The organism is Kiloniella sp., from assembly GCF_965205715.1.
Classification (GTDB): domain Bacteria; phylum Pseudomonadota; class Alphaproteobacteria; order Kiloniellales; family Kiloniellaceae; genus Kiloniella.
Genome location: NZ_CBDBHW010000006.1, coordinates 585,612 through 602,617, shown reverse-complemented (window position 1 = coordinate 602,617; position 17,006 = coordinate 585,612). Strand labels below are relative to the sequence as shown.

Sequence of the window (17,006 nt, the reverse complement as noted above, 5' to 3'; positions counted from 1 at the left end):
TTTTATCCGTCTTCCAGATGTAAAAGCATTGTAACACCTAACAATAATGATACCCCCGCTGGCGACCAAGCTGCCAAAGCTACAGGAACTTTGGTTGATTGGCCCAAGGCAAAAACAAAGTTGGATAGGAAATAAAGCAGAAATCCAGTGAGAATACCAGAAAGGATCATCAAACCAACTTTACCGCGTCGATGTTGTTGCATAGAAAAAGTAGCCGCAAGTAATACCATAGCCAAAAATAAGAAGGGTTTGGATAATAGTTTATGAAATTGAAGCTTTAGTTTTACGGCTGAAAAACCCGCATTTTCAAGTAAATTGATGAAGTAGGGTAGCTCCCAAAAGGAAATGGATTTTGCACTGGCAAAGCTGTCTTGTACCTTCTCCATAGTTAGTTCCGTTGGGATCAAAACTTCCTCAAAGAATGAAGGTTTTTTACCAGGATATGAGTGCCAACTCTGTTTGAGTACCCAATTGCCATCGGCTAAACGAGCCGTAGATGAATCGTAACGGGAAAGAAATTCTCCATCATCAGCAAGGTTAAATATAATCACTTCGTTCAATGATAAATCTTTATTCACTGATCCTGCGTGAATTACCGAGAGGCCATTATTATCAGGTTGTCGAAGCCACAGTCCGGTTTCCGACACTTTAAAAATGGCTTGATCTTTTTTCTTGTACGCCCTGCTGATTTCTTTGTTTTTGGCAAAAAGGGCAGAGGATATGGGGTTAATGATTGAGAATGAGAGGACGCCAATCATTAGAGAGCAAAATGCAAAGGGAAAAATAATTCCCCAAATAGACACGCCTGCAGATTTGATTATTACAAGTTCGTTCGCGCGGGTAAGTTTCCAAAAAGTTGCCATCGCTGCAAAGAGGATCATAAAAGGCATGATCTCCTCACTCAATTGAGGCATTCGGAAAAGTACGATCTTTACAACGGTAAGAAAGGGAACGGCTTTATCTTCCAAGTCGTCTGATACTTCTACGAGGGAGATGAGGAAAACAACACCCATGAGGACAAAGAAGAAGCTCAGAAAACTTATCAGGAAATTTTTTGAGGCATAGCGAAAGAGCGTCCAGGATAGGAAGGAGGCTTTGACAGATTTTTTACTTGTCAGGGCTGTCATTAGCTCTTTCCCGTAGTTGCTTTATCGAGATGAATGATCGCTTCAGCTTTTCTTTTCTTTTTCTTACCTATGAAATAAATAGAAATAATGATGACAAAGAGAGGCCATAAATAAAGTAATGAAATAAGGTTCTTATTTTTTTCGGCGATATCTTTAAACAAGAACATTGTAAGCATCATGACACCCATAATCACGATGGCGAACATTATACGACCAAGATGACCTCTCCGGCTGAATTCGCCAGAGAGTAGGCATGCAAGAGCGATAAAGGCCATTGCAAGGGTAAATAGAGGACTTGCCAAACGGTAATGTCCAGCTGCGACTAATTTATCGTAATTCCTGACATCTCTTTGATCTGTTTCATCCGGTAACAGAAGTTCATTCAAAAACCGTTCTCTAGGCTTTAGCCAACGGTCGCCCTCTTCCTGACCGATATCTCCAAATTTGAGAACGTATTTATCTGAATACGCAATAGAAAGCCGGCCGGTTTTAGGGTCGACTTCTTGTCGACTTGCATTCCAAAGTACGGCCCTAAAATCACTCTCTTCTTTTATTAAGGCACCGGTGTCCGCAATATAAGTAACCTGAACCCCTGGTGTACTACTGTCATGGACAAGCAAGCCTTTAAGTTCGCCGGCCGGGGTCTTTTCTTTGAAATAAATCGTATATTCGTTATTTATCGTATTGAACTTCCCGGCTTTCAGTAGGACGGGAGAGAGATTGTCTCTGAAGTAATGCTGAAGTTCTCTAAACTCGCGGTAGGAAACTGGTAGGAAATACAAATTGATCGCGACTACGGTAAGCATTGAGCAAGCCCCAAGAAGGATTCCAGGTTTTGCAAGTTGGAACTGAGAGAATCCGGCAGCCTTCAATACGACGAGTTCGCTATCTGTATTCATCTTATTATAAATAAAAAGTACCGAACAAAAGGTTGCAACGGGTATTACAATGACCAGAAAGTACGGCATCAATAGTATAACGAAATAAAAGAAGGTCGAAGCAGGCAATCCATCATTTACAATCATGTCCACGAATCGCAGGGATTGCGCCAACCATACGGCAACAGCAAGAGATACTGCGACAGAAATGGCGAACAAAATTAGCTGCACCAACATATAACGTGAAATCGTCTGCATAGAACCCGTTGTTTATTTACAAAATATACTGAGTAGAAATAGCCAGAACAGGCTTGCCACGTCCAGTTAATTCGTGGATTTTTCATACATGGTCAAAGGGATTTGAGTCATAGCAAGCAAAGTTCTATGATTGCGGCTGCATTTTGTTGCACCATGTATGTATAAGTACAGTGTTTCATTTATTCATTTTATAAGAGGACGGCATGAATTTTTCCTTTGTCTCAGACGAAATTTCTACTTCGGGAGCTATCGTAGTAACAGTTTTTGAAGGGGGGGAGTTCTCCACCTCTGCCGAGCTTTTTGATAAAACAACAGGTGGCGCACTTCGGCGCGGGGTCGAGAGTAATCGTTTTAAAGGCAAAAAAGGTGACTTGTTAGAGCTATTAGCTCCAAGCGGTGTGTCGAACACGCGAGTTGTTCTGGCCGGGCTAGGTAAACGGTCAGAGTTAAAGGTGACCGACTTAGAAAACCTTGGCGGGAAAATTTATAAAGATTTATCGGCTAAGGGTGAAAAAGAAATCACCGTGGTACTGGATGATCTGAAAATTAATGACTTAAGTACTTCAGTACTCGCTTCGCATGTATCCTATGGCGCATTACTGCGTACATATAAGTTTGATACATACAAAACAGCTAAGAAAGTGGATAGCGGCTCCCAGCTTGATAAATTAACTATGGTCTGTGCTGATAGTAGTTCAGCAAAGGCATCATTTGATGATTTGGAAAAAATAGCCGAAGGCGTATTCTTTACCCGTCAACTGGTTTCCGAACCACCTAATCGCCTCTACCCTGAAACATTTGCAGCCCAAGCAAAAGAATTGGAAGCTCTCGGGGTCAAAGTTACGGTCTTGGATGAAAAAGAGATCATCGACCTCGGTATGAATGCTCTCTACGCTGTGGGTATGGGGTCTGATAAAGAATCTAAAGTCGTCATCATGGAGTGGAATGGCTCTTCCAAGGGAGCTGAAGAGAAACCATTGGCATTTGTTGGCAAGGGGGTAACCTTCGATACGGGGGGGATATCTCTAAAACCTGCTGCTGGCATGGAAGACATGAAGTTCGACATGGGAGGGGCTGGCACCGTGTTTGGCCTTATGAAAGCATTGGCAGGACGTAAGGCGAAGGTCAACGTCGTTGGTGCATGCGGTCTGGCAGAAAATATGCCTGCTGGTAATGCTCAGCGCCCTGGCGATATTGTCACCTCCTATTCAGGAAAAACAATTGAGGTCTTGAACACGGATGCAGAAGGACGGTTGGTTCTCGCGGATGTTCTTTCTTACACACAGGAAAAATACAATCCTCGTTTGGTTATTGATTTGGCGACCCTTACGGGTGCAATGATCGTGGCACTAGGTAATGATATTGCTGGCATATTCTCTAATGACGATAAGATTTCTGAACAATTGACCGCAGCGGGTTATATCGTCGAGGAGAGAGTTTGGCGCCTGCCTTTGGCGGATTGTTACGACAAGCTGTTGGATTGTGACGCTGCGGATATGAAAAATATTGGCGGACGTGCTGCAGGATCTATTACAGCGGCTCAGTTCTTACAGAGATTTATCGAAAATGGTACGCCATGGGTTCACATTGATATTGCTGGTGTTGCTTGGGCTACAAAAGAAAAACCGACAGCCGCTAAAGGGGCGACGGGTTTTGGTGTTCGATTATTGGACCGTTTTGTTGCAGATAACTACGAAGCTTGATTATTTTAAAACGGGGAGGTTATTTCTTCCCCGTTTCCCTACTTTGTGAAGAATTGAATGACAGACGTACGGTTTTACCACCTGACAAAAACGCCTCTTGATGAGGCGCTTCCAAAGATGCTTGAAAAAGTACTTGAACGCGAGCAAAAGGCTGTGATCCTCTCATCAGATGACAGACGTCTTAGTGAATTGGACCAGTCACTTTGGAGTTACCGATCTGATTCGTTTTTGCCTCATGGGACAAAACGAGATGGAGATATCTCAGAGCACCCTATCTGGTTGACGACAGCTCCAGAAGAGGCCGAAGCCGGGGAAGTGGTTTTTGTTGTGCATGGAGCCTCTCCTGGTCCATTGAAAAACGCAGAGACTTCCCTTTGCGCTATCTTGTTTGATGGAAATAATGCTACCGCAGTACAAGATGCTAGAGGCTTTTGGAAAGAGTTAAAAGCCGCCGATCACGAACTTACCTACTGGCAACAGACCGAAAGAGGCTCGTGGGAAAAGAAAGCATAAAGTAACTTTCTTTCCCCGATTAATGCAATCTATTTGAATGGTTGTTTAGTGAGACAAAAGAACAGGGATCTCCTGGTTTGAAAACAGGCTCTTCGTTACGCCTCCAAAGATCATTTCACGAATTCTGCTATGCCCCCAAGCTCCGGCTACGATTAGTCCCACATTTTCTTCTCTTGCAGTAGATTTGATCACATCTTCAGGGAAGGGATTATCCACAACGCGTTTAACGCAATGAATACCATGACGTTGCAGATGAGAGTCGATGTCCGATTGCGGAATATTGCCTTCGTCGGGCAGACCAACAGAAAGCAAAATTACTTTCTCAGCCATTTTTAAAAGTGGCAAGGCTCCCCTGACGGCACGGGAGGATTCCGCGGATCCGTCCCAAGCTATTAGGATATTTTTTGTCATATCCTCGGGAATTTTCTTTTCAGGAATAGCAAGGATAGGAAGGCTACTTTCCATAAGAAGGGATCCGGAAAATTCGAGTTCGTCTGCAAATTTTCCCTTGGCCTGGCTGATAATTGTCAGATCTGTGAAACGGGCGTGAAAGGCGATAATATCAACCTCTGGTCCTTCAAGTTGACGCCACTCATATGTTGCTCCTACTTCTGATACTGTTGATGTGAAGGATTTTTCCAGCTCAGCAGCTTGTTTTTGTATAGCGTCCCGTTGATTTTCGATAACTTCTTCTGGGAAGTACCCTATAACGCCGTGTGGAGCGCCGTGTAAAATGGCTTCGGGCGTTTTAAGTGCGTGTACTCCAATTATATGAGTGCCATCTAACTTTGCTGACAGTTGTAAAGCTGACGCCACTCATATGTTGCTCCTACTTCTGATACTGTTGATGTGAAGGATTTTTCCAGCTCAGCAGCTTGTTTTTGTATAGCGTCCCGTTGATTTTCGATAACTTCTTCTGGGAAGTACCCTATAACGCCGTGTGGAGCGCCGTGTAAAATGGCTTCGGGCGTTTTAAGTGCGTGTACTCCAATTATATGAGTGCCATCTAACTTTGCTGACAGTTGTAAAGCTGCAGCTAATCTTGTTTTGCTCGCGATGTTATTATCTATTTGGACTTGGATATCTCTTAGCATTTTGAAGCTCCATCCATGCGCATTCTATTGACAGCCAGTGACGGCCATTTTTGTAACCAAATATATATTGAGCTATTAATCAGTATGGTGCATTGATCGAGGTCAATTAGTCAATGGCTACTATTCTTGCTGAGAAGATTAAGGCGTTGATTTTCTGTATTTATCAGGCGTTTTTCCAAATTCAGATTCAAATGCTCGGGTAAAATAGCTTCGGCTTTGATAACCAACCTTTGATGCTATTGTCTTAATTGGTAAATCTGAAACGCTCAGTAGCTCAGCTGCTCTTTGTAAACGGATTGATCTCAGGAGCTCAATCGGGCCAGTACCATAAATTTCTTTGAAGCGCTTGGCGAAATTGGCTCTACTCATGCCAACTTTTTCAGATAGACTTTCAACGGTATGAGACGCTCTGGGTGTGTCGAGTATATGCTGTAAAATTTCCCACATCTGCTGATCTTCGGCACCACGTAACCAATTTACCGATTTATGCCCCTTACTATGGTGCCGTCTTAAAAGCATTATGATGCACTGTTCTAGCAGAGATCTGGCAAGTGCGCGGGTACCCAGGGTCGGGTTGGCTAACTCTAAAACAAGCTCGTCCATTGCATTGCGTATTCTATCCCCGGGTTCTAGCTGTTCTATCAAAGGCTCCTGAATTAAGTTTAAAATTCCCGATATGCCCCGGTAGGAAATATCAACAAGCCCGCAAACGGCTCCAAGTGTCTGGGGGCCATCGCCTGCTTGTATGTGTTTTAAGGCAGCATCTATGGGGCGACATTGAGGAAGTGGATCAAATGTTTCTGTGGCACTTATCAAGCTGTGATGCTGAAACGCAGGCAATAAAATGATTGTGCCTCGGCACACTTTTTGTTCCGAGTGTTTTCCAACAACAATTTTGCCAGTACCACCGGTTACATAATGCAGGATTGCCTGAGTTTGCCCGGGCAGAGCAAGAGTTGTGCTCGCGCCTCTAATCTCGCAAAAGGCAAAGGGCTTCAGATCAACTTCAAGGGCTTCAAGGATACGGTCAATTGTCATGTAACCAAACTTGGCTTCATTTACTCTAATAACAAGTCGGAAAGACAAAAAAATGGTTCAATTTTCTTAAGAGAACACATTGAAGACGATAGGGAACATAGGAAGGGTTACTTAATAGTCATCGAGAGTTTTTCGTTCGTAATTTTTAAAATCGAACTCTCTGAAGACGGACATAATGATTATTAAAAGGAATTTCCCTATGTGTGAAAGTCACGATCATAATGATAAAGCATTTACACGCCGTGCAATGCTCGGGGGGGCAGCTGTCTCTCTCGCGGCAGCTGGCGTCGCGGTGAGCTCTATTGTAAGCACAGCTCAAGCTGCCTCGACTAACCCTAATTACAGTGATCCCGCAAAACCTGCTTTGCCGCCTGTTGATGTCAATGTAAACCTAAGTGACACAGCGTTAATCGTCGTTGATCCCCAGGTTGATTTTTTAAGTGAAAATGGCGTCACCTGGGGTGTCGTTGGTGAGAGCGTTACGGAACATAACGTCGTAAAAAATATTGGTGACCTCCTCTCTTCCGCTAAAAAAGCTGGAATGACTGTCGCGATATCTCCGCACTATTACTATCCAACCGACCATGGCTGGAAATTTGAAGGTCCCTTGGAACAACTGATGCACAAGATCGGTATGTTCAACCGTAAGGGTTCATTGAACTTAGACGGTTTTGAAAATTCAGGCGCTGATTTTATGCCGGAATATAAAGAGCATATTCTTGATGGGAAAACCATCATTGCAAGTCCGCATAAAATATATGGTCCTCAAAACAATGACCTTGCTTTGCAACTTCGCAAAAATGGCATTAGCAAAGTTATCTTATCAGGAATGTCTGCCAACCTCTGTGTTCAGGCACATTTATACGACCTGCTTGAACAAGGGTTTGAGGTTGCAGAGGTCCGAGATGCAACTGCAGCTGCCAAGCTTCCAGAAGGCGATGGCTATCACGCAGCACTGATTAACTTCCGCTATGTGGCAAATGCTCTTTGGACAACAGAAGAAGCCGTTAAAAGGATTGGGTCTGCTGCCGCTTAATTTCGGCTGCATTATATTATCGCTCCCCCCCTGGGATACTAAAGCTCGGGATAATATAGCCCGGATAATATAAAAAATTGATCTGATACTCCTTGCCTCTTTGCTCCTTTTTAAGGAGTAGAGAGGCATTTTTTTAGCATAGTAACAAATAATCTGGTGTTCTTAATATTAAGGAAACAAACATCTTGTAGGTATAAGCTGTTTGAGTTGCTGGCATTTGGGGAGTTTCTATTGCTTGCATTGTTATCTCTAATTCGCTCTTCATGGACCCAGTCTCACCGCATAACCAAATGCGGAATATTTCTGGGTCTATCTATATTCCTGAGCTTAAACGAAAGTTATGCTTCTCATTTGAAGCTGCGTATTGGATACAACGAGAATTCATCTTACCCACACTTCTTGGAGGTCGGTCCCCTTCCAGCTACCCCGCCAGGTCTTTCCGTTGATATTATTAAGATTATTGCAGATGAATTAGAGTTTGATATCGAGTTTGTCAGGTTGCCTGGTCGACGGGTTTTACACGAGCTAAAGGCCAACCGCCTGGATGCAGCATTCATTTTTTCCTTTAAACCTGAGCGGCAACAATTTGGGGTTTATCCCATGATTGGAGAGACGCCAGACAGTGAACGGCGTTTAGCCGTCCTGTCGTATGTTCTTTATAAAAATCAGGGATCAGATCTCAACTGGAATGGTGAGATTTTTGAAAATCTTAGAGGAGCGATTGGTGCAAATGCTGGTTATTCAATCGTCGCAGACTTGAGGAAAAAGGGCGTAATCGTAGAAGAGGCAAAATCTACTTCAAACAACTTTGCGAAGTTGCGCAGCTCTAGGGTCGTAGCTGTCGCAGATCAAGAGGTTGTTGCGGATGCTTACCTGAGGAAAAATAAATTAAACGGTGTCGTCAAGCTATTGAAACCGCTAGTAACCAAAGATTATTTTCTGATTTTCAGTCACAAGTTTTCAAGTGAACATTCTGAAACCAAAGATGCGGTTTGGAATGCTATTGCAGAAAAAAGGGATGAATTGACTGAACAACTCATCCCTAAATATCTTGATGGAGACCTACAGCGATCACCGTCGAATTAAATTTCAGCAGTATCTGTTGGTTTATCCTGCTTTTTCGAGCTTTTCCTGGGCTTCAAGCCACTGGGCTTCGGCTTTAGCTAACTCTTTATCGACCTTGCCGATGTCTCTGGTGAGTTCCAGTTGCTTGCTGTTATCGCCTTCATAAAGTGATGGATTAGCAAGTTCGGCTTCAAGTTTGTCTTTTTTAGCTTGAAACTTTTCCATCTTTTGTTCTGCAAGACGAACAGCCTTTTTGAGGTCCCCGCCAGAAGCACGTGCCTCAGCAGCCAAGCGTCGTTTTTCTTTTTTACTGATGCTTTTGGCGCGAGGAGCTTCATCTCCAGCAGCTTTGTCATCGTTTTGTTTACGCGTTTTTTGCCGTTCTTTACGGCGTTGTTCCATCAAAAGTCTTTTGTAGTCTTCAAGATCACCCTCGTAGGGTTGCACAGTACCATCAGCAACCAGCCAGAACCGATCTGCAGTCAGTTCGATCAAGTGCGGATCGTGCGAGACCAGGATAATTGCACCTTCAAAGGTGTTCATAGCTTGAATGAGAGCTTCACGTGAATCGACATCCAAGTGGTTGGTCGGTTCATCCATGAGAAGAATATGAGGAGCATCCCGGGTTGAAAGGGCAAATAACAATCGTGCCTTCTCTCCACCGGACAGTTTTCCAACCTTGGTTGAAACGTGGTTTACACCAAAGCCAAAACGACCGAGTTGAGCTCGAACTTTTGACTCAGGTGTACCGGGCTTCATCAGGCGAGACATCAGAGTATAAGGCGTGGCTTCAAGATCAAGTTCTTCAGCTTGATCCTGTGCAAAATAGCCGACCTTTAGTTTTGATGATTTATAAAGTTGCCCATCCTGGGGATCGAGACGGCCAGCAAGTAGTTTTACAAGGGTTGATTTACCGTTACCGTTTGCGCCCAACAGTGCAATTCTATCTTCCATATCGATACGAAGATCGAGCTGTTTCAAGATTGATTTACCTGGCTCATAACCAATATCAACGCGATCAAGATTAATGAGTGGTGGTGCAAGTTCTTGTGGGGAGGGAAAATCGAAAGCCAGGGTGCTATCTTCAGAAACCGCAGCAATTGGTTTCATACGTTCCAGCATTTTTACCCGTGATTGAGCCTGCTTGGCCTTGGAGGCTTTGGCTTTAAAACGGTCAATAAAGCTCTGGATGTGTTTACGCTGTTCTTGTTGTTTGGCGTGTTGAGCTGCCTGATGTTCAAGGCGTTCCCGACGAACTTGTTCGAACTGATCATAGTTACCTGTGTAGGAGATCAGTTGCTGGTCTTCCAAATGAATAATCTTATTGGCTACATTATTCAATAGAGCCCTGTCGTGCGAGACCAGAAGAAGGGTTCCCGGGTAATTTTTCAGATAACCTTCTAACCAAATCGTCGCTTCGAGATCCAGATGGTTGGTTGGCTCATCAAGCAATAGAAAGTCTGGTTCGACAAAGAGCAAACTGGCCAAAGCCACACGCATCCGCCAACCGCCGGAAAGGGATGAGCAGGGCTCTTGCTGGGCTTGTTCGTTGAAGCCCAGTCCCGCGAGAATACGTGCGGCTCGACTTGGCGCTGTATCGGCTTTTATATCGACCAGGCGTTCGTGAACTTCGGCAATCCGGGTTGGGTCTGTTGTGGTCTCAGCTTCTTCCATTAGGGCTGCACGCTCTGTATCCGCAGCAAGAACTGTATCAACGAGGTTTACGTCCCCTGATGGAGCTTCCTGAGCGACCTTGCCCATTTTGGTTTTATTGGGAACGTTAATATCCCCGGATTCTGAAGGAATTTCACCTGAAATAATCTTCAAAAGGGTCGTTTTACCAGTACCGTTACGACCAACAAAACCAACTTTGTCATTGTTGTGTACCGTTGCAGAGGCGCCGTCAAAGATTGGGCGACCTACGATGCGATAAGAAAGATTTTTAATATGTAGCATGGCCGCTTCATATCACTGAAGCGCCGAAGAGGTAAGGGTTTTTTTTAGGGATTGTTAAGAAGAGTACAGAAAATAGTTGTTTGATCGATTTTCTCTAATGTTTACAACAATTTTTTGTGGATGCTTTATACGCATGGCAGCCAAAGCAAAGATGTCATGTAAATAGAGTTGCCCCAAGGGCGCTCTGGCTGTATAAGGCCGCCAAACGAATTCCAATCTTTTATATATTGTAGGAGTGCCTGACATGGCTCTTGAACGTACTTTCTCTATCATCAAGCCAGATGCCACCAAGCGTAACCTGACTGGTAAAGTTATCGCCAAGTTCGAAGAAGCTGGTCTGCGCATCGTTGCTTCCAAGCGTATCCACATGAGCCGTGCACAGGCTGAAGGTTTCTACGCTGTACACAGCGAACGTCCTTTCTTTGGCGAACTCGTTGACTTCATGATCTCTGAGCCAGTTGTTGTTCAGGTTCTCGAAGGCGAAGACGCTATTGCTAAAAACCGCGAAGTTATGGGTGCAACTAACCCTGCTGAAGCTGCTGAAGGTACAATCCGTAAAGAGTTCGCTCTTTCAATCGGTGAAAACTCAGTTCACGGTTCAGATGCTCCAGAAACAGCTGCAGAAGAAATCAAATACTTCTTCTCCGACGCTGAACTCGTTGGCTAATAATCCCAGACGATCTTAATGCGGATTATCTGAGTTTAAAGGGGAAGCTTCGGCTTCCCCTTTTTCGTTTCCAGATTGTCTGCTTTCAATCTGTATCGATACAATAATTTTGTGTACTCACGCGCTTTTTCTGATCATCCTACAGTTCTTATTCTTCTATCCTAATATATCAGGATAATTTCAGATTTACTGGGGCTGACATGTTTGAAAACGTACGATCTCTTTTTGATATCCCATCTGATGTCACTTACCTGAATTGCGCGGCACAGTCACCACACACTCTTGCCGCTAAGGACGGGGGAGAGGCGGGCATTGCAATCAAGTCCCATCCCTGGACCCTCGATCCAGAATTCTGGAACAGGAACTCGGATGAATTGCGTAACCTTTTCGCCGGGCTAATTGGGGCAAAGGGAACGGATATCGCGCTGGTCCCTTCGACGGCATATGGTGTGGCCACGGCCGCGGCCAATCTGCCCTTGGAAAAGGGGCAGAATATTGTGCTTATTGAAGGTCAATATCCATCTAATGTTATCGCTTGGGAAAGGCTCGCCACCGATCAAGGTGGGGTAATAAAAGAGGTTGCCCGGCCAGATGATTATAACTGGACCCCATGGGTGATCGAAGCCATTACCGATCAAACCGGGATTGTAACTCTACCACCTTGTCATTGGATGGATGGTAGCAAGCTCGATCTTGTTGCCATCGGAGAGCGCTGCCGCCAAGTCGGTGCTGCCTTTGTTATTGATGCGACCCAGGTGGTTGGCGCCATGGAGCTGGACATTGGTGCCATTAAGCCTGATTTCTTGATCGCATCTGGATATAAGTGGCTTCTTAGTCCAATCGGCTCGGCTTTTTTATATGCCGCGCCAAAGCAGCAGCTCGGAAAGGCCATAGAACACTCTACATTTAATTGCCTTGATCGGGATCCTGTTTCGGGCATCTATTCTGCAAAAGAGGGATCTCAGCGTTATGATATGGGCGGGCGTAATAACTTTATCCTGCAGTCCTTGGCCTTGAAGTCTTTGCAGCAGGTCAATGAGTGGGGGCCCGGCAATATTCAAAGGGAGCTAACACCACTGACAGATTTAGTGGCCGAACAAGCCGAGGAGAGGGGCTGGATCGTACCGGGGAAAAATAATCGGATTGGGCACATCATTGGCATCAATTTTCCTGAGGGCAGGCCGGAAAACGTGCAAAAAAGGCTCGCGGTAGAAAACGTCTTTGTCAGTGAGCGTGGCACTGGATTGCGAGTATCGCCATATCTCTACAATAATAGAAGCGATATAGAGCGGCTATTTAACGCCCTGGACAACGTTATCAGGGGTTAAACTGATCAAAAATCGGGTAAAAAAAGGAGGTTGAAAAGCCTCCTTTTGCGCTAAACTCATTCGTTAAATTAAACGAGAGTTGCGGCCATTAGTCCGAGAATCGCCATAATGATTACTACGGAGTATGTTGATACTTTGGTGAATCTTTCCCAGCCAAGCTGACGTTCAACCGTTAACTCTTCATTCGTCATGGTGATAAATTCCTCTGTCCCACGATTATATAATATCTTGGCCAGAGGCCAAACTCGAGGCGACTTTATCAGACAACAGCGCGTTTTCAAGGGAGTTCTCTTCTAACGGAGAGATGCGGTGCCCAAATAAATGCCGATATTATTTCAGGTTTTTGTTTTCAAAGTAAAATATGTCAAGCTAGGCTTACTATAATTCCCGCCCATTTATTTGAAAAAAACCGAAGAAGAACAATGCGTGCTGCTTTTTATGAAAAATTCAATGGTGATATCAAAGTAGGTAACCTGAACGATCCAGAACCACCTGTTGGCGGTGTTGTTATCGAAGTCAAAGCCAACGGGGTATGCCGTAGTGATTGGCATGGTTGGGTTGGTCATGACGGGGGTATAACGAGCTTTCCACATGTTCCCGGCCACGAATGCTCTGGGACCATTGTTGCTGTGGGGCAGGGTGTTCGGAGCTGGAATAAAGGGGACGAAGTTATTGTGCCTTTTAGTTGTGGGTGCGGTGTTTGTCCTACTTGCAAAAATGGTAATGAGCACATTTGCGATGACGACTTCCAGCCAGGCTTTACCGGTTGGGGCGCTTTTGCCCAATATCTGGCAGTAGAATACGCGGATGTTAACCTCGTAAAACTGCCTGAACAGATAACCCACACAGTGGCAGCAAGCCTAGGTTGCCGCTTTATGACGGCTTTTCGGGGGGTGGTGAACCGGGGCGGTGTTGCTCCCGGCCAATGGGTCGCGGTTCATGGCTGCGGTGGTGTTGGCCAAAGCGCGCTCATGATTGCTAAGGCCTTTGGGGCAAGAGTGATTGCGATTGACGTTAACGATGACACTCTGGCCCAAGCAAAGTCACTTGGTGCTGACCAGGTTATAAATGCCCGTAAAGTCGACGATGTCGTCGAAGCGATTACGTCACTTACCAATGGCGGTGCCCATGTGTCTTTGGATGCTTTGGGTTCTCCTATCACGGCATATAACTCCATTGCTTGTTTGGGTAAAAGAGGTCGACACGTACAAATAGGCCTTGCTGCGGGTGATCATAAAGACATGAAAATCCCGATGAACTTAGTAATTGGCCGGGAATTGGACATCTACGGAAGCCACGGCATGCAAGGCCATAAATATGGACAGATGCTCGACATGATCATTAAGGGTGAGCTGGTCCCTGAAAAGCTTATCGATCGAACCATTGATCTTAAAGAGGGAGCGGATGTCCTCATGGAGATGTCAAACACATCTCCAAGTGGCGTGGTGGTTATTGATAGGTTCTAACTCTAGAATATTTATTTTCTTAAAATTTGCGTATGAGTTCATTCATAGCTGTTAATTATAATTTCTACGAGTTTAATAGTGTCATTTGTTAGAACAGCGTTTATCTTTTTCCCGGATAAGTTTTTGTAGGGGGTTTAAATGGCTTATATTGGTATCGATCTCGGGACGACACATTCATTAATAGCTGTGTATGAGGATGCGGTACCTAAGCTGATACCTAACAGCTTGGGCAAAGTGCTAACTCCTTCTGTTGTCAGTCTTGATGGGGATACCCTTATAAGCGGCGAGGCAGCCAAGGCTCGTATTGGTAACGTATCCTGATCACTGTGCTTCAGTGTTTAAAAGAACCATGGGAGCTGAAAAGAAATATAAACTTGGGAAAAAGCAATTTTCTGCCCCCGAATTGTCTGCCATCGTATTACGCTCGCTCAAAAATGATGCAGAAACTTATCTTGGTCACGCCATTACAGATGTTGTGATTTCTGTACCTGCCTATTTTAACGAAATTCAACGCAAAGCCGTTAAGGCTGCGGGTAAGATGGCTGGATTAAATCCCTTGCGCTTGATCAATGAACCCACAGCTGCAGCACTGGCGTACGGGCTGCAAGACCTTGACGCTGAAAGCACTTTTTTGGTCTTCGATCTCGGCGGCGGGACGTTTGACGTATCAATACTTGAATCATTCGAAGGTGTGATGGAAGTCAGGGCAACGGCTGGGGATGCTTATTTGGGAGGAGAAGATTTTACAAACTCTCTCGCAAGTCATCTGGAGACGAAATTAAGTAAGCCAGTACAAGAAAAAGGAGCGAAGTCTGCACTTTTGAAAATTGCCGAACAGGTTAAGCTTGGGCTTTCGAGCAAACAATCAGTTGTTGTTGATAGCAAAATTGGCAAACAAGATCTAAAGACGGAAATTACCCGAGCAGATTTTGAAGAGATTACGACAAATATTCTAACGCGTTTAAGGCGCCCCGTAGAGCGTGCTCTTTATGATGCGCGCCTTTCTGTTGAAGAGATTGATAGGGTGGTTCTTGTTGGCGGAGCAACGAGAATGCCTGTTATACGTTCAATTGTGGGTAAACAACTACGCCGACTTCCAGATTCACACCTTGACCCTGACCACGTGGTTGTAATGGGGGTTGCGTGCCAAGCCGGGCTAATTGGTAATGACAAGGCCCTGGAAGACGTGGTGATGACAGACGTTAGTGCCTTTACACTTGGCATAGAGACCGCGAGAGCTGTGGGGAATAGTTTTCAAGCAGGTTATTTTCTTCCGATTCTAGAACGGAATACTGTGGTACCTGTTTCTCGTGAAGAAATAGTATCTGCTGTTGAACTCGGTCAGGAGTTTGTTCAAGTCGATGTGTATCAGGGGGAAGCGCCTATAGTTGCGTCCAACATTCCTTTGGGGAAGTTATCTGTTCCTATTCCTGTAAATCGAAAAGAACATGAAGCTATTTCTATTCGTTTTACCTATGATGTCTCGGGTCTTTTGGAAGTAGATGCAACCGTTTTGTCGACAGGTAAAACTTCTAATCTCCTCATTAAGAATTTGGTTGGGGAAATTACTGATAAAGAAATATCGGCGACTCTCCAGAGTTTGAGGCATTTGAAAGTACATCCTAGAGAAGCAGCTAAAAACATTCACATTAAGAACAGGATTGAGCAATGTTATGCCATGGCAAGGCTGGAAGATAGAGAGCCAATCCAGGAAATGCTCGTTGAATTTGAGGCAATTTTACAGCAGCAAAATCTTACCGAGATTGATAAAATGTGCGAGCAGTTATCAATAGCCCTGGACCAGTTTGAGAATGCCTATGTGCAATGAAAGTGATCTGGGGTGGCCATATAATATTCTTGGGTTTACTCAAGTCCCATCTGAGGTCAAAGATATAAAGCGTGCATATGCGCGGCGCTTAAAGAAAATAGACCAGTCACAAGAGTTGCAAAAATTTCAAGAATTACGGGAAGCCTATGAGCATCTAGTCTATCTCGCTCGAAACAACTATTTTCTCGATGATAGCGAATATACCGAACAGTTTACCTCTCATAAAGATGAGGATGGTTCTAATCGTGATAGTACCATGGTGGTGGGGGAAATTACTGATTTCGAACAATCCTCTGAGGGTGATTTTGATGATGGAAAGGAAGCACAGTTTCTCGCTATTGACTGGGAAACTGTAAATGGGCTTATTGCACAACTTTCTACTTCAACACCCTTTGAAACAGATAAAGCTAAATTTGCTCGAATATTAAAAGACCCGGTCTTTATCGATGCTGAGGCAATGACAGCTCTTGAAGCTTCTATTTTCGAATACCTTGAAGAAAAGTTGGTCCATCCTGAAGATCGACTTCCATTTTTCAAAAGAGAAGTAACAAGGGAATTAATAGAATTAATCGATGAGAAATTTGATTGGCTAACAGACTATACGACTTTTAGCAGGAAGTTTTATTCTGCTGATATGATGATGCCAGCGTTGGTTGAACGTAGGGGGACGGTCAAATCAAAAAGAAACGAACCTCCGGAAGAAAAAAAGGCGGCAAAAGAAAAGCTAGTTGATATTTGGAAAGGGAGTTTGAGGCTTCTGCTGTATTTGGGGGTATATATTGTAGTATTACTTGTAACAGTTAATCTTCCCTACATGTTTGACGGACTTGCTGCTCCGAATGTGGTTCTATTAATAATGCGGGTCATTGCGGCTGTTTTAGGCATTTGGGTTATCTTTAGTATGTTTTTGAGAATCTTAAAATCAATCGAGCTCTTATCAAGGGAAGCAGTGCGAATTGCGTATTATTTTTTTCTCCTTCCTCTTCTTAAAAAGTTTAAGACATAAAAAAAGCGCCTTAGAAAAAGGCGCCTTTTAAGATTATTTCATG

At 44.3% G+C, this 17,006-nt stretch carries 16 protein-coding genes; 10 read left to right on the top strand and 6 right to left on the bottom strand.

Going from position 1 to position 17,006, the window contains the following annotated elements:
* Positions 1 to 2 precede the first annotated feature (2 nt).
* On the bottom strand, positions 3 to 1,127 hold the full coding sequence (gene lptG, locus ACOGW3_RS07670; RefSeq protein WP_419902419.1) for an LPS export ABC transporter permease LptG: 1,125 nt from the start codon (positions 1,125 to 1,127) through the stop codon (positions 3 to 5).
* Positions 1,127 to 2,263, bottom strand: a complete 1,137-nt coding sequence (locus tag ACOGW3_RS07665) for an LptF/LptG family permease (protein ID WP_419902417.1) — start codon at positions 2,261 to 2,263, stop codon at positions 1,127 to 1,129. Before ACOGW3_RS07665 ends, lptG begins: the two co-directional genes overlap by 1 nt.
* Before the next feature lie 203 nt (positions 2,264 to 2,466).
* On the opposite strand from ACOGW3_RS07665, the gene ACOGW3_RS07660 reads away from it, so the two are divergent.
* Positions 2,467 to 3,966 (top strand): leucyl aminopeptidase, encoded by a 1,500-nt coding sequence (locus tag ACOGW3_RS07660; RefSeq protein WP_419902416.1) that lies wholly within the window; start codon positions 2,467 to 2,469, stop codon positions 3,964 to 3,966.
* 57 nt (positions 3,967 to 4,023) lie between these two features.
* Complete coding sequence (locus ACOGW3_RS07655; RefSeq protein WP_419902415.1) at positions 4,024 to 4,479, top strand: DNA polymerase III subunit chi; 456 nt, start codon at positions 4,024 to 4,026, stop codon at positions 4,477 to 4,479.
* A gap of 45 nt (positions 4,480 to 4,524) precedes the next feature.
* On the opposite strand, the gene ACOGW3_RS07650 is transcribed toward ACOGW3_RS07655, so the two are convergent.
* The 3 genes from ACOGW3_RS07650 to ACOGW3_RS07640 form a co-directional block, all read right to left on the bottom strand.
* Complete coding sequence (locus ACOGW3_RS07650; protein ID WP_419902414.1) at positions 4,525 to 5,295, bottom strand: universal stress protein; 771 nt, start codon at positions 5,293 to 5,295, stop codon at positions 4,525 to 4,527.
* Entirely contained in the window at positions 5,262 to 5,573 is a 312-nt protein-coding gene (locus tag ACOGW3_RS07645) for a hypothetical protein (RefSeq protein ID WP_419902413.1), read from the bottom strand. Before ACOGW3_RS07645 ends, ACOGW3_RS07650 begins: the two co-directional genes overlap by 34 nt.
* A 138-nt stretch (positions 5,574 to 5,711) precedes the next feature.
* Positions 5,712 to 6,659 (bottom strand): AraC family transcriptional regulator, encoded by a 948-nt coding sequence (locus ACOGW3_RS07640; RefSeq protein WP_419902412.1) that lies wholly within the window; start codon positions 6,657 to 6,659, stop codon positions 5,712 to 5,714.
* Between the two features lie 151 nt (positions 6,660 to 6,810).
* On the opposite strand from ACOGW3_RS07640, the gene ACOGW3_RS07635 reads away from it, so the two are divergent.
* Together ACOGW3_RS07635 and ACOGW3_RS07630 are read left to right on the top strand one after the other, a co-directional pair.
* Positions 6,811 to 7,647 (top strand): cysteine hydrolase, encoded by an 837-nt coding sequence (locus ACOGW3_RS07635; RefSeq protein WP_419902411.1) that lies wholly within the window; start codon positions 6,811 to 6,813, stop codon positions 7,645 to 7,647.
* Positions 7,648 to 7,878: 231 nt separating this feature from the next.
* Positions 7,879 to 8,733 (top strand): substrate-binding periplasmic protein, encoded by an 855-nt coding sequence (locus ACOGW3_RS07630; protein ID WP_419902410.1) that lies wholly within the window; start codon positions 7,879 to 7,881, stop codon positions 8,731 to 8,733.
* A gap of 21 nt (positions 8,734 to 8,754) precedes the next feature.
* Here the strand turns inward: ACOGW3_RS07630 and ACOGW3_RS07625 are convergent, their stop codons facing one another.
* Positions 8,755 to 10,668, bottom strand: a complete 1,914-nt coding sequence (locus tag ACOGW3_RS07625) for an ATP-binding cassette domain-containing protein (RefSeq protein ID WP_419902409.1) — start codon at positions 10,666 to 10,668, stop codon at positions 8,755 to 8,757.
* A 244-nt stretch (positions 10,669 to 10,912) separates the two neighbouring features.
* Here ACOGW3_RS07625 and ndk point away from each other — a divergent pair, with 244 nt between their 5' ends.
* From ndk to ACOGW3_RS07595, 6 genes are all read left to right on the top strand, one after another.
* A complete protein-coding gene (gene ndk / locus ACOGW3_RS07620) occupies positions 10,913 to 11,335 on the top strand; it encodes a nucleoside-diphosphate kinase (RefSeq protein ID WP_419902408.1) in 423 nt (140 codons plus the stop codon).
* Between the two features lie 200 nt (positions 11,336 to 11,535).
* On the top strand, positions 11,536 to 12,663 hold the full coding sequence (locus ACOGW3_RS07615; protein ID WP_419902407.1) for an aminotransferase class V-fold PLP-dependent enzyme: 1,128 nt from the start codon (positions 11,536 to 11,538) through the stop codon (positions 12,661 to 12,663).
* 422 nt (positions 12,664 to 13,085) lie between these two features.
* Complete coding sequence (locus ACOGW3_RS07610; protein WP_419902406.1) at positions 13,086 to 14,129, top strand: zinc-dependent alcohol dehydrogenase family protein; 1,044 nt, start codon at positions 13,086 to 13,088, stop codon at positions 14,127 to 14,129.
* Positions 14,130 to 14,267: 138 nt separating this feature from the next.
* A complete protein-coding gene (locus ACOGW3_RS07605) occupies positions 14,268 to 14,450 on the top strand; it encodes an Hsp70 family protein (protein ID WP_419902405.1) in 183 nt (60 codons plus the stop codon).
* Between the two features lie 28 nt (positions 14,451 to 14,478).
* Entirely contained in the window at positions 14,479 to 15,957 is a 1,479-nt protein-coding gene (locus ACOGW3_RS07600; RefSeq protein ID WP_419902404.1) for an Hsp70 family protein, read from the top strand.
* Positions 15,947 to 16,963: a J domain-containing protein gene (locus tag ACOGW3_RS07595; RefSeq protein ID WP_419902403.1), complete on the top strand. Its 1,017-nt coding sequence runs from the start codon at positions 15,947 to 15,949 to the stop codon at positions 16,961 to 16,963. Before ACOGW3_RS07600 ends, ACOGW3_RS07595 begins: the two co-directional genes overlap by 11 nt.
* Positions 16,964 to 17,006: the final 43 nt, after the last annotated feature.

Excerpts from the sequence above, each read along its gene's own strand:
- ndk (WP_419902408.1), top strand. The coding sequence starts at position 10,913 with ATGGCTCTTGAACGTACTTTCTCTATCATCAAGCCAGATGCCACCAAG.
- ACOGW3_RS07665 (WP_419902417.1), bottom strand. The coding sequence starts at position 2,263 with ATGCAGACGATTTCACGTTATATGTTGGTGCAGCTAATTTTGTTCGCC.
- ACOGW3_RS07645 (WP_419902413.1), bottom strand. The coding sequence starts at position 5,573 with ATGCTAAGAGATATCCAAGTCCAAATAGATAATAACATCGCGAGCAAA.
- ACOGW3_RS07600 (WP_419902404.1), top strand. The coding sequence starts at position 14,479 with ATGGGAGCTGAAAAGAAATATAAACTTGGGAAAAAGCAATTTTCTGCC.
- ACOGW3_RS07610 (WP_419902406.1), top strand. The coding sequence starts at position 13,086 with ATGCGTGCTGCTTTTTATGAAAAATTCAATGGTGATATCAAAGTAGGT.
- lptG (WP_419902419.1), bottom strand. The coding sequence starts at position 1,127 with ATGACAGCCCTGACAAGTAAAAAATCTGTCAAAGCCTCCTTCCTATCC.
- ACOGW3_RS07625 (WP_419902409.1), bottom strand. The coding sequence starts at position 10,668 with ATGCTACATATTAAAAATCTTTCTTATCGCATCGTAGGTCGCCCAATC.
- ACOGW3_RS07605 (WP_419902405.1), top strand. The coding sequence starts at position 14,268 with ATGGCTTATATTGGTATCGATCTCGGGACGACACATTCATTAATAGCT.
- ACOGW3_RS07655 (WP_419902415.1), top strand. The coding sequence starts at position 4,024 with ATGACAGACGTACGGTTTTACCACCTGACAAAAACGCCTCTTGATGAG.
- ACOGW3_RS07660 (WP_419902416.1), top strand. The coding sequence starts at position 2,467 with ATGAATTTTTCCTTTGTCTCAGACGAAATTTCTACTTCGGGAGCTATC.
- ACOGW3_RS07615 (WP_419902407.1), top strand. The coding sequence starts at position 11,536 with ATGTTTGAAAACGTACGATCTCTTTTTGATATCCCATCTGATGTCACT.
- ACOGW3_RS07595 (WP_419902403.1), top strand. The coding sequence starts at position 15,947 with ATGTGCAATGAAAGTGATCTGGGGTGGCCATATAATATTCTTGGGTTT.
- ACOGW3_RS07635 (WP_419902411.1), top strand. The coding sequence starts at position 6,811 with ATGTGTGAAAGTCACGATCATAATGATAAAGCATTTACACGCCGTGCA.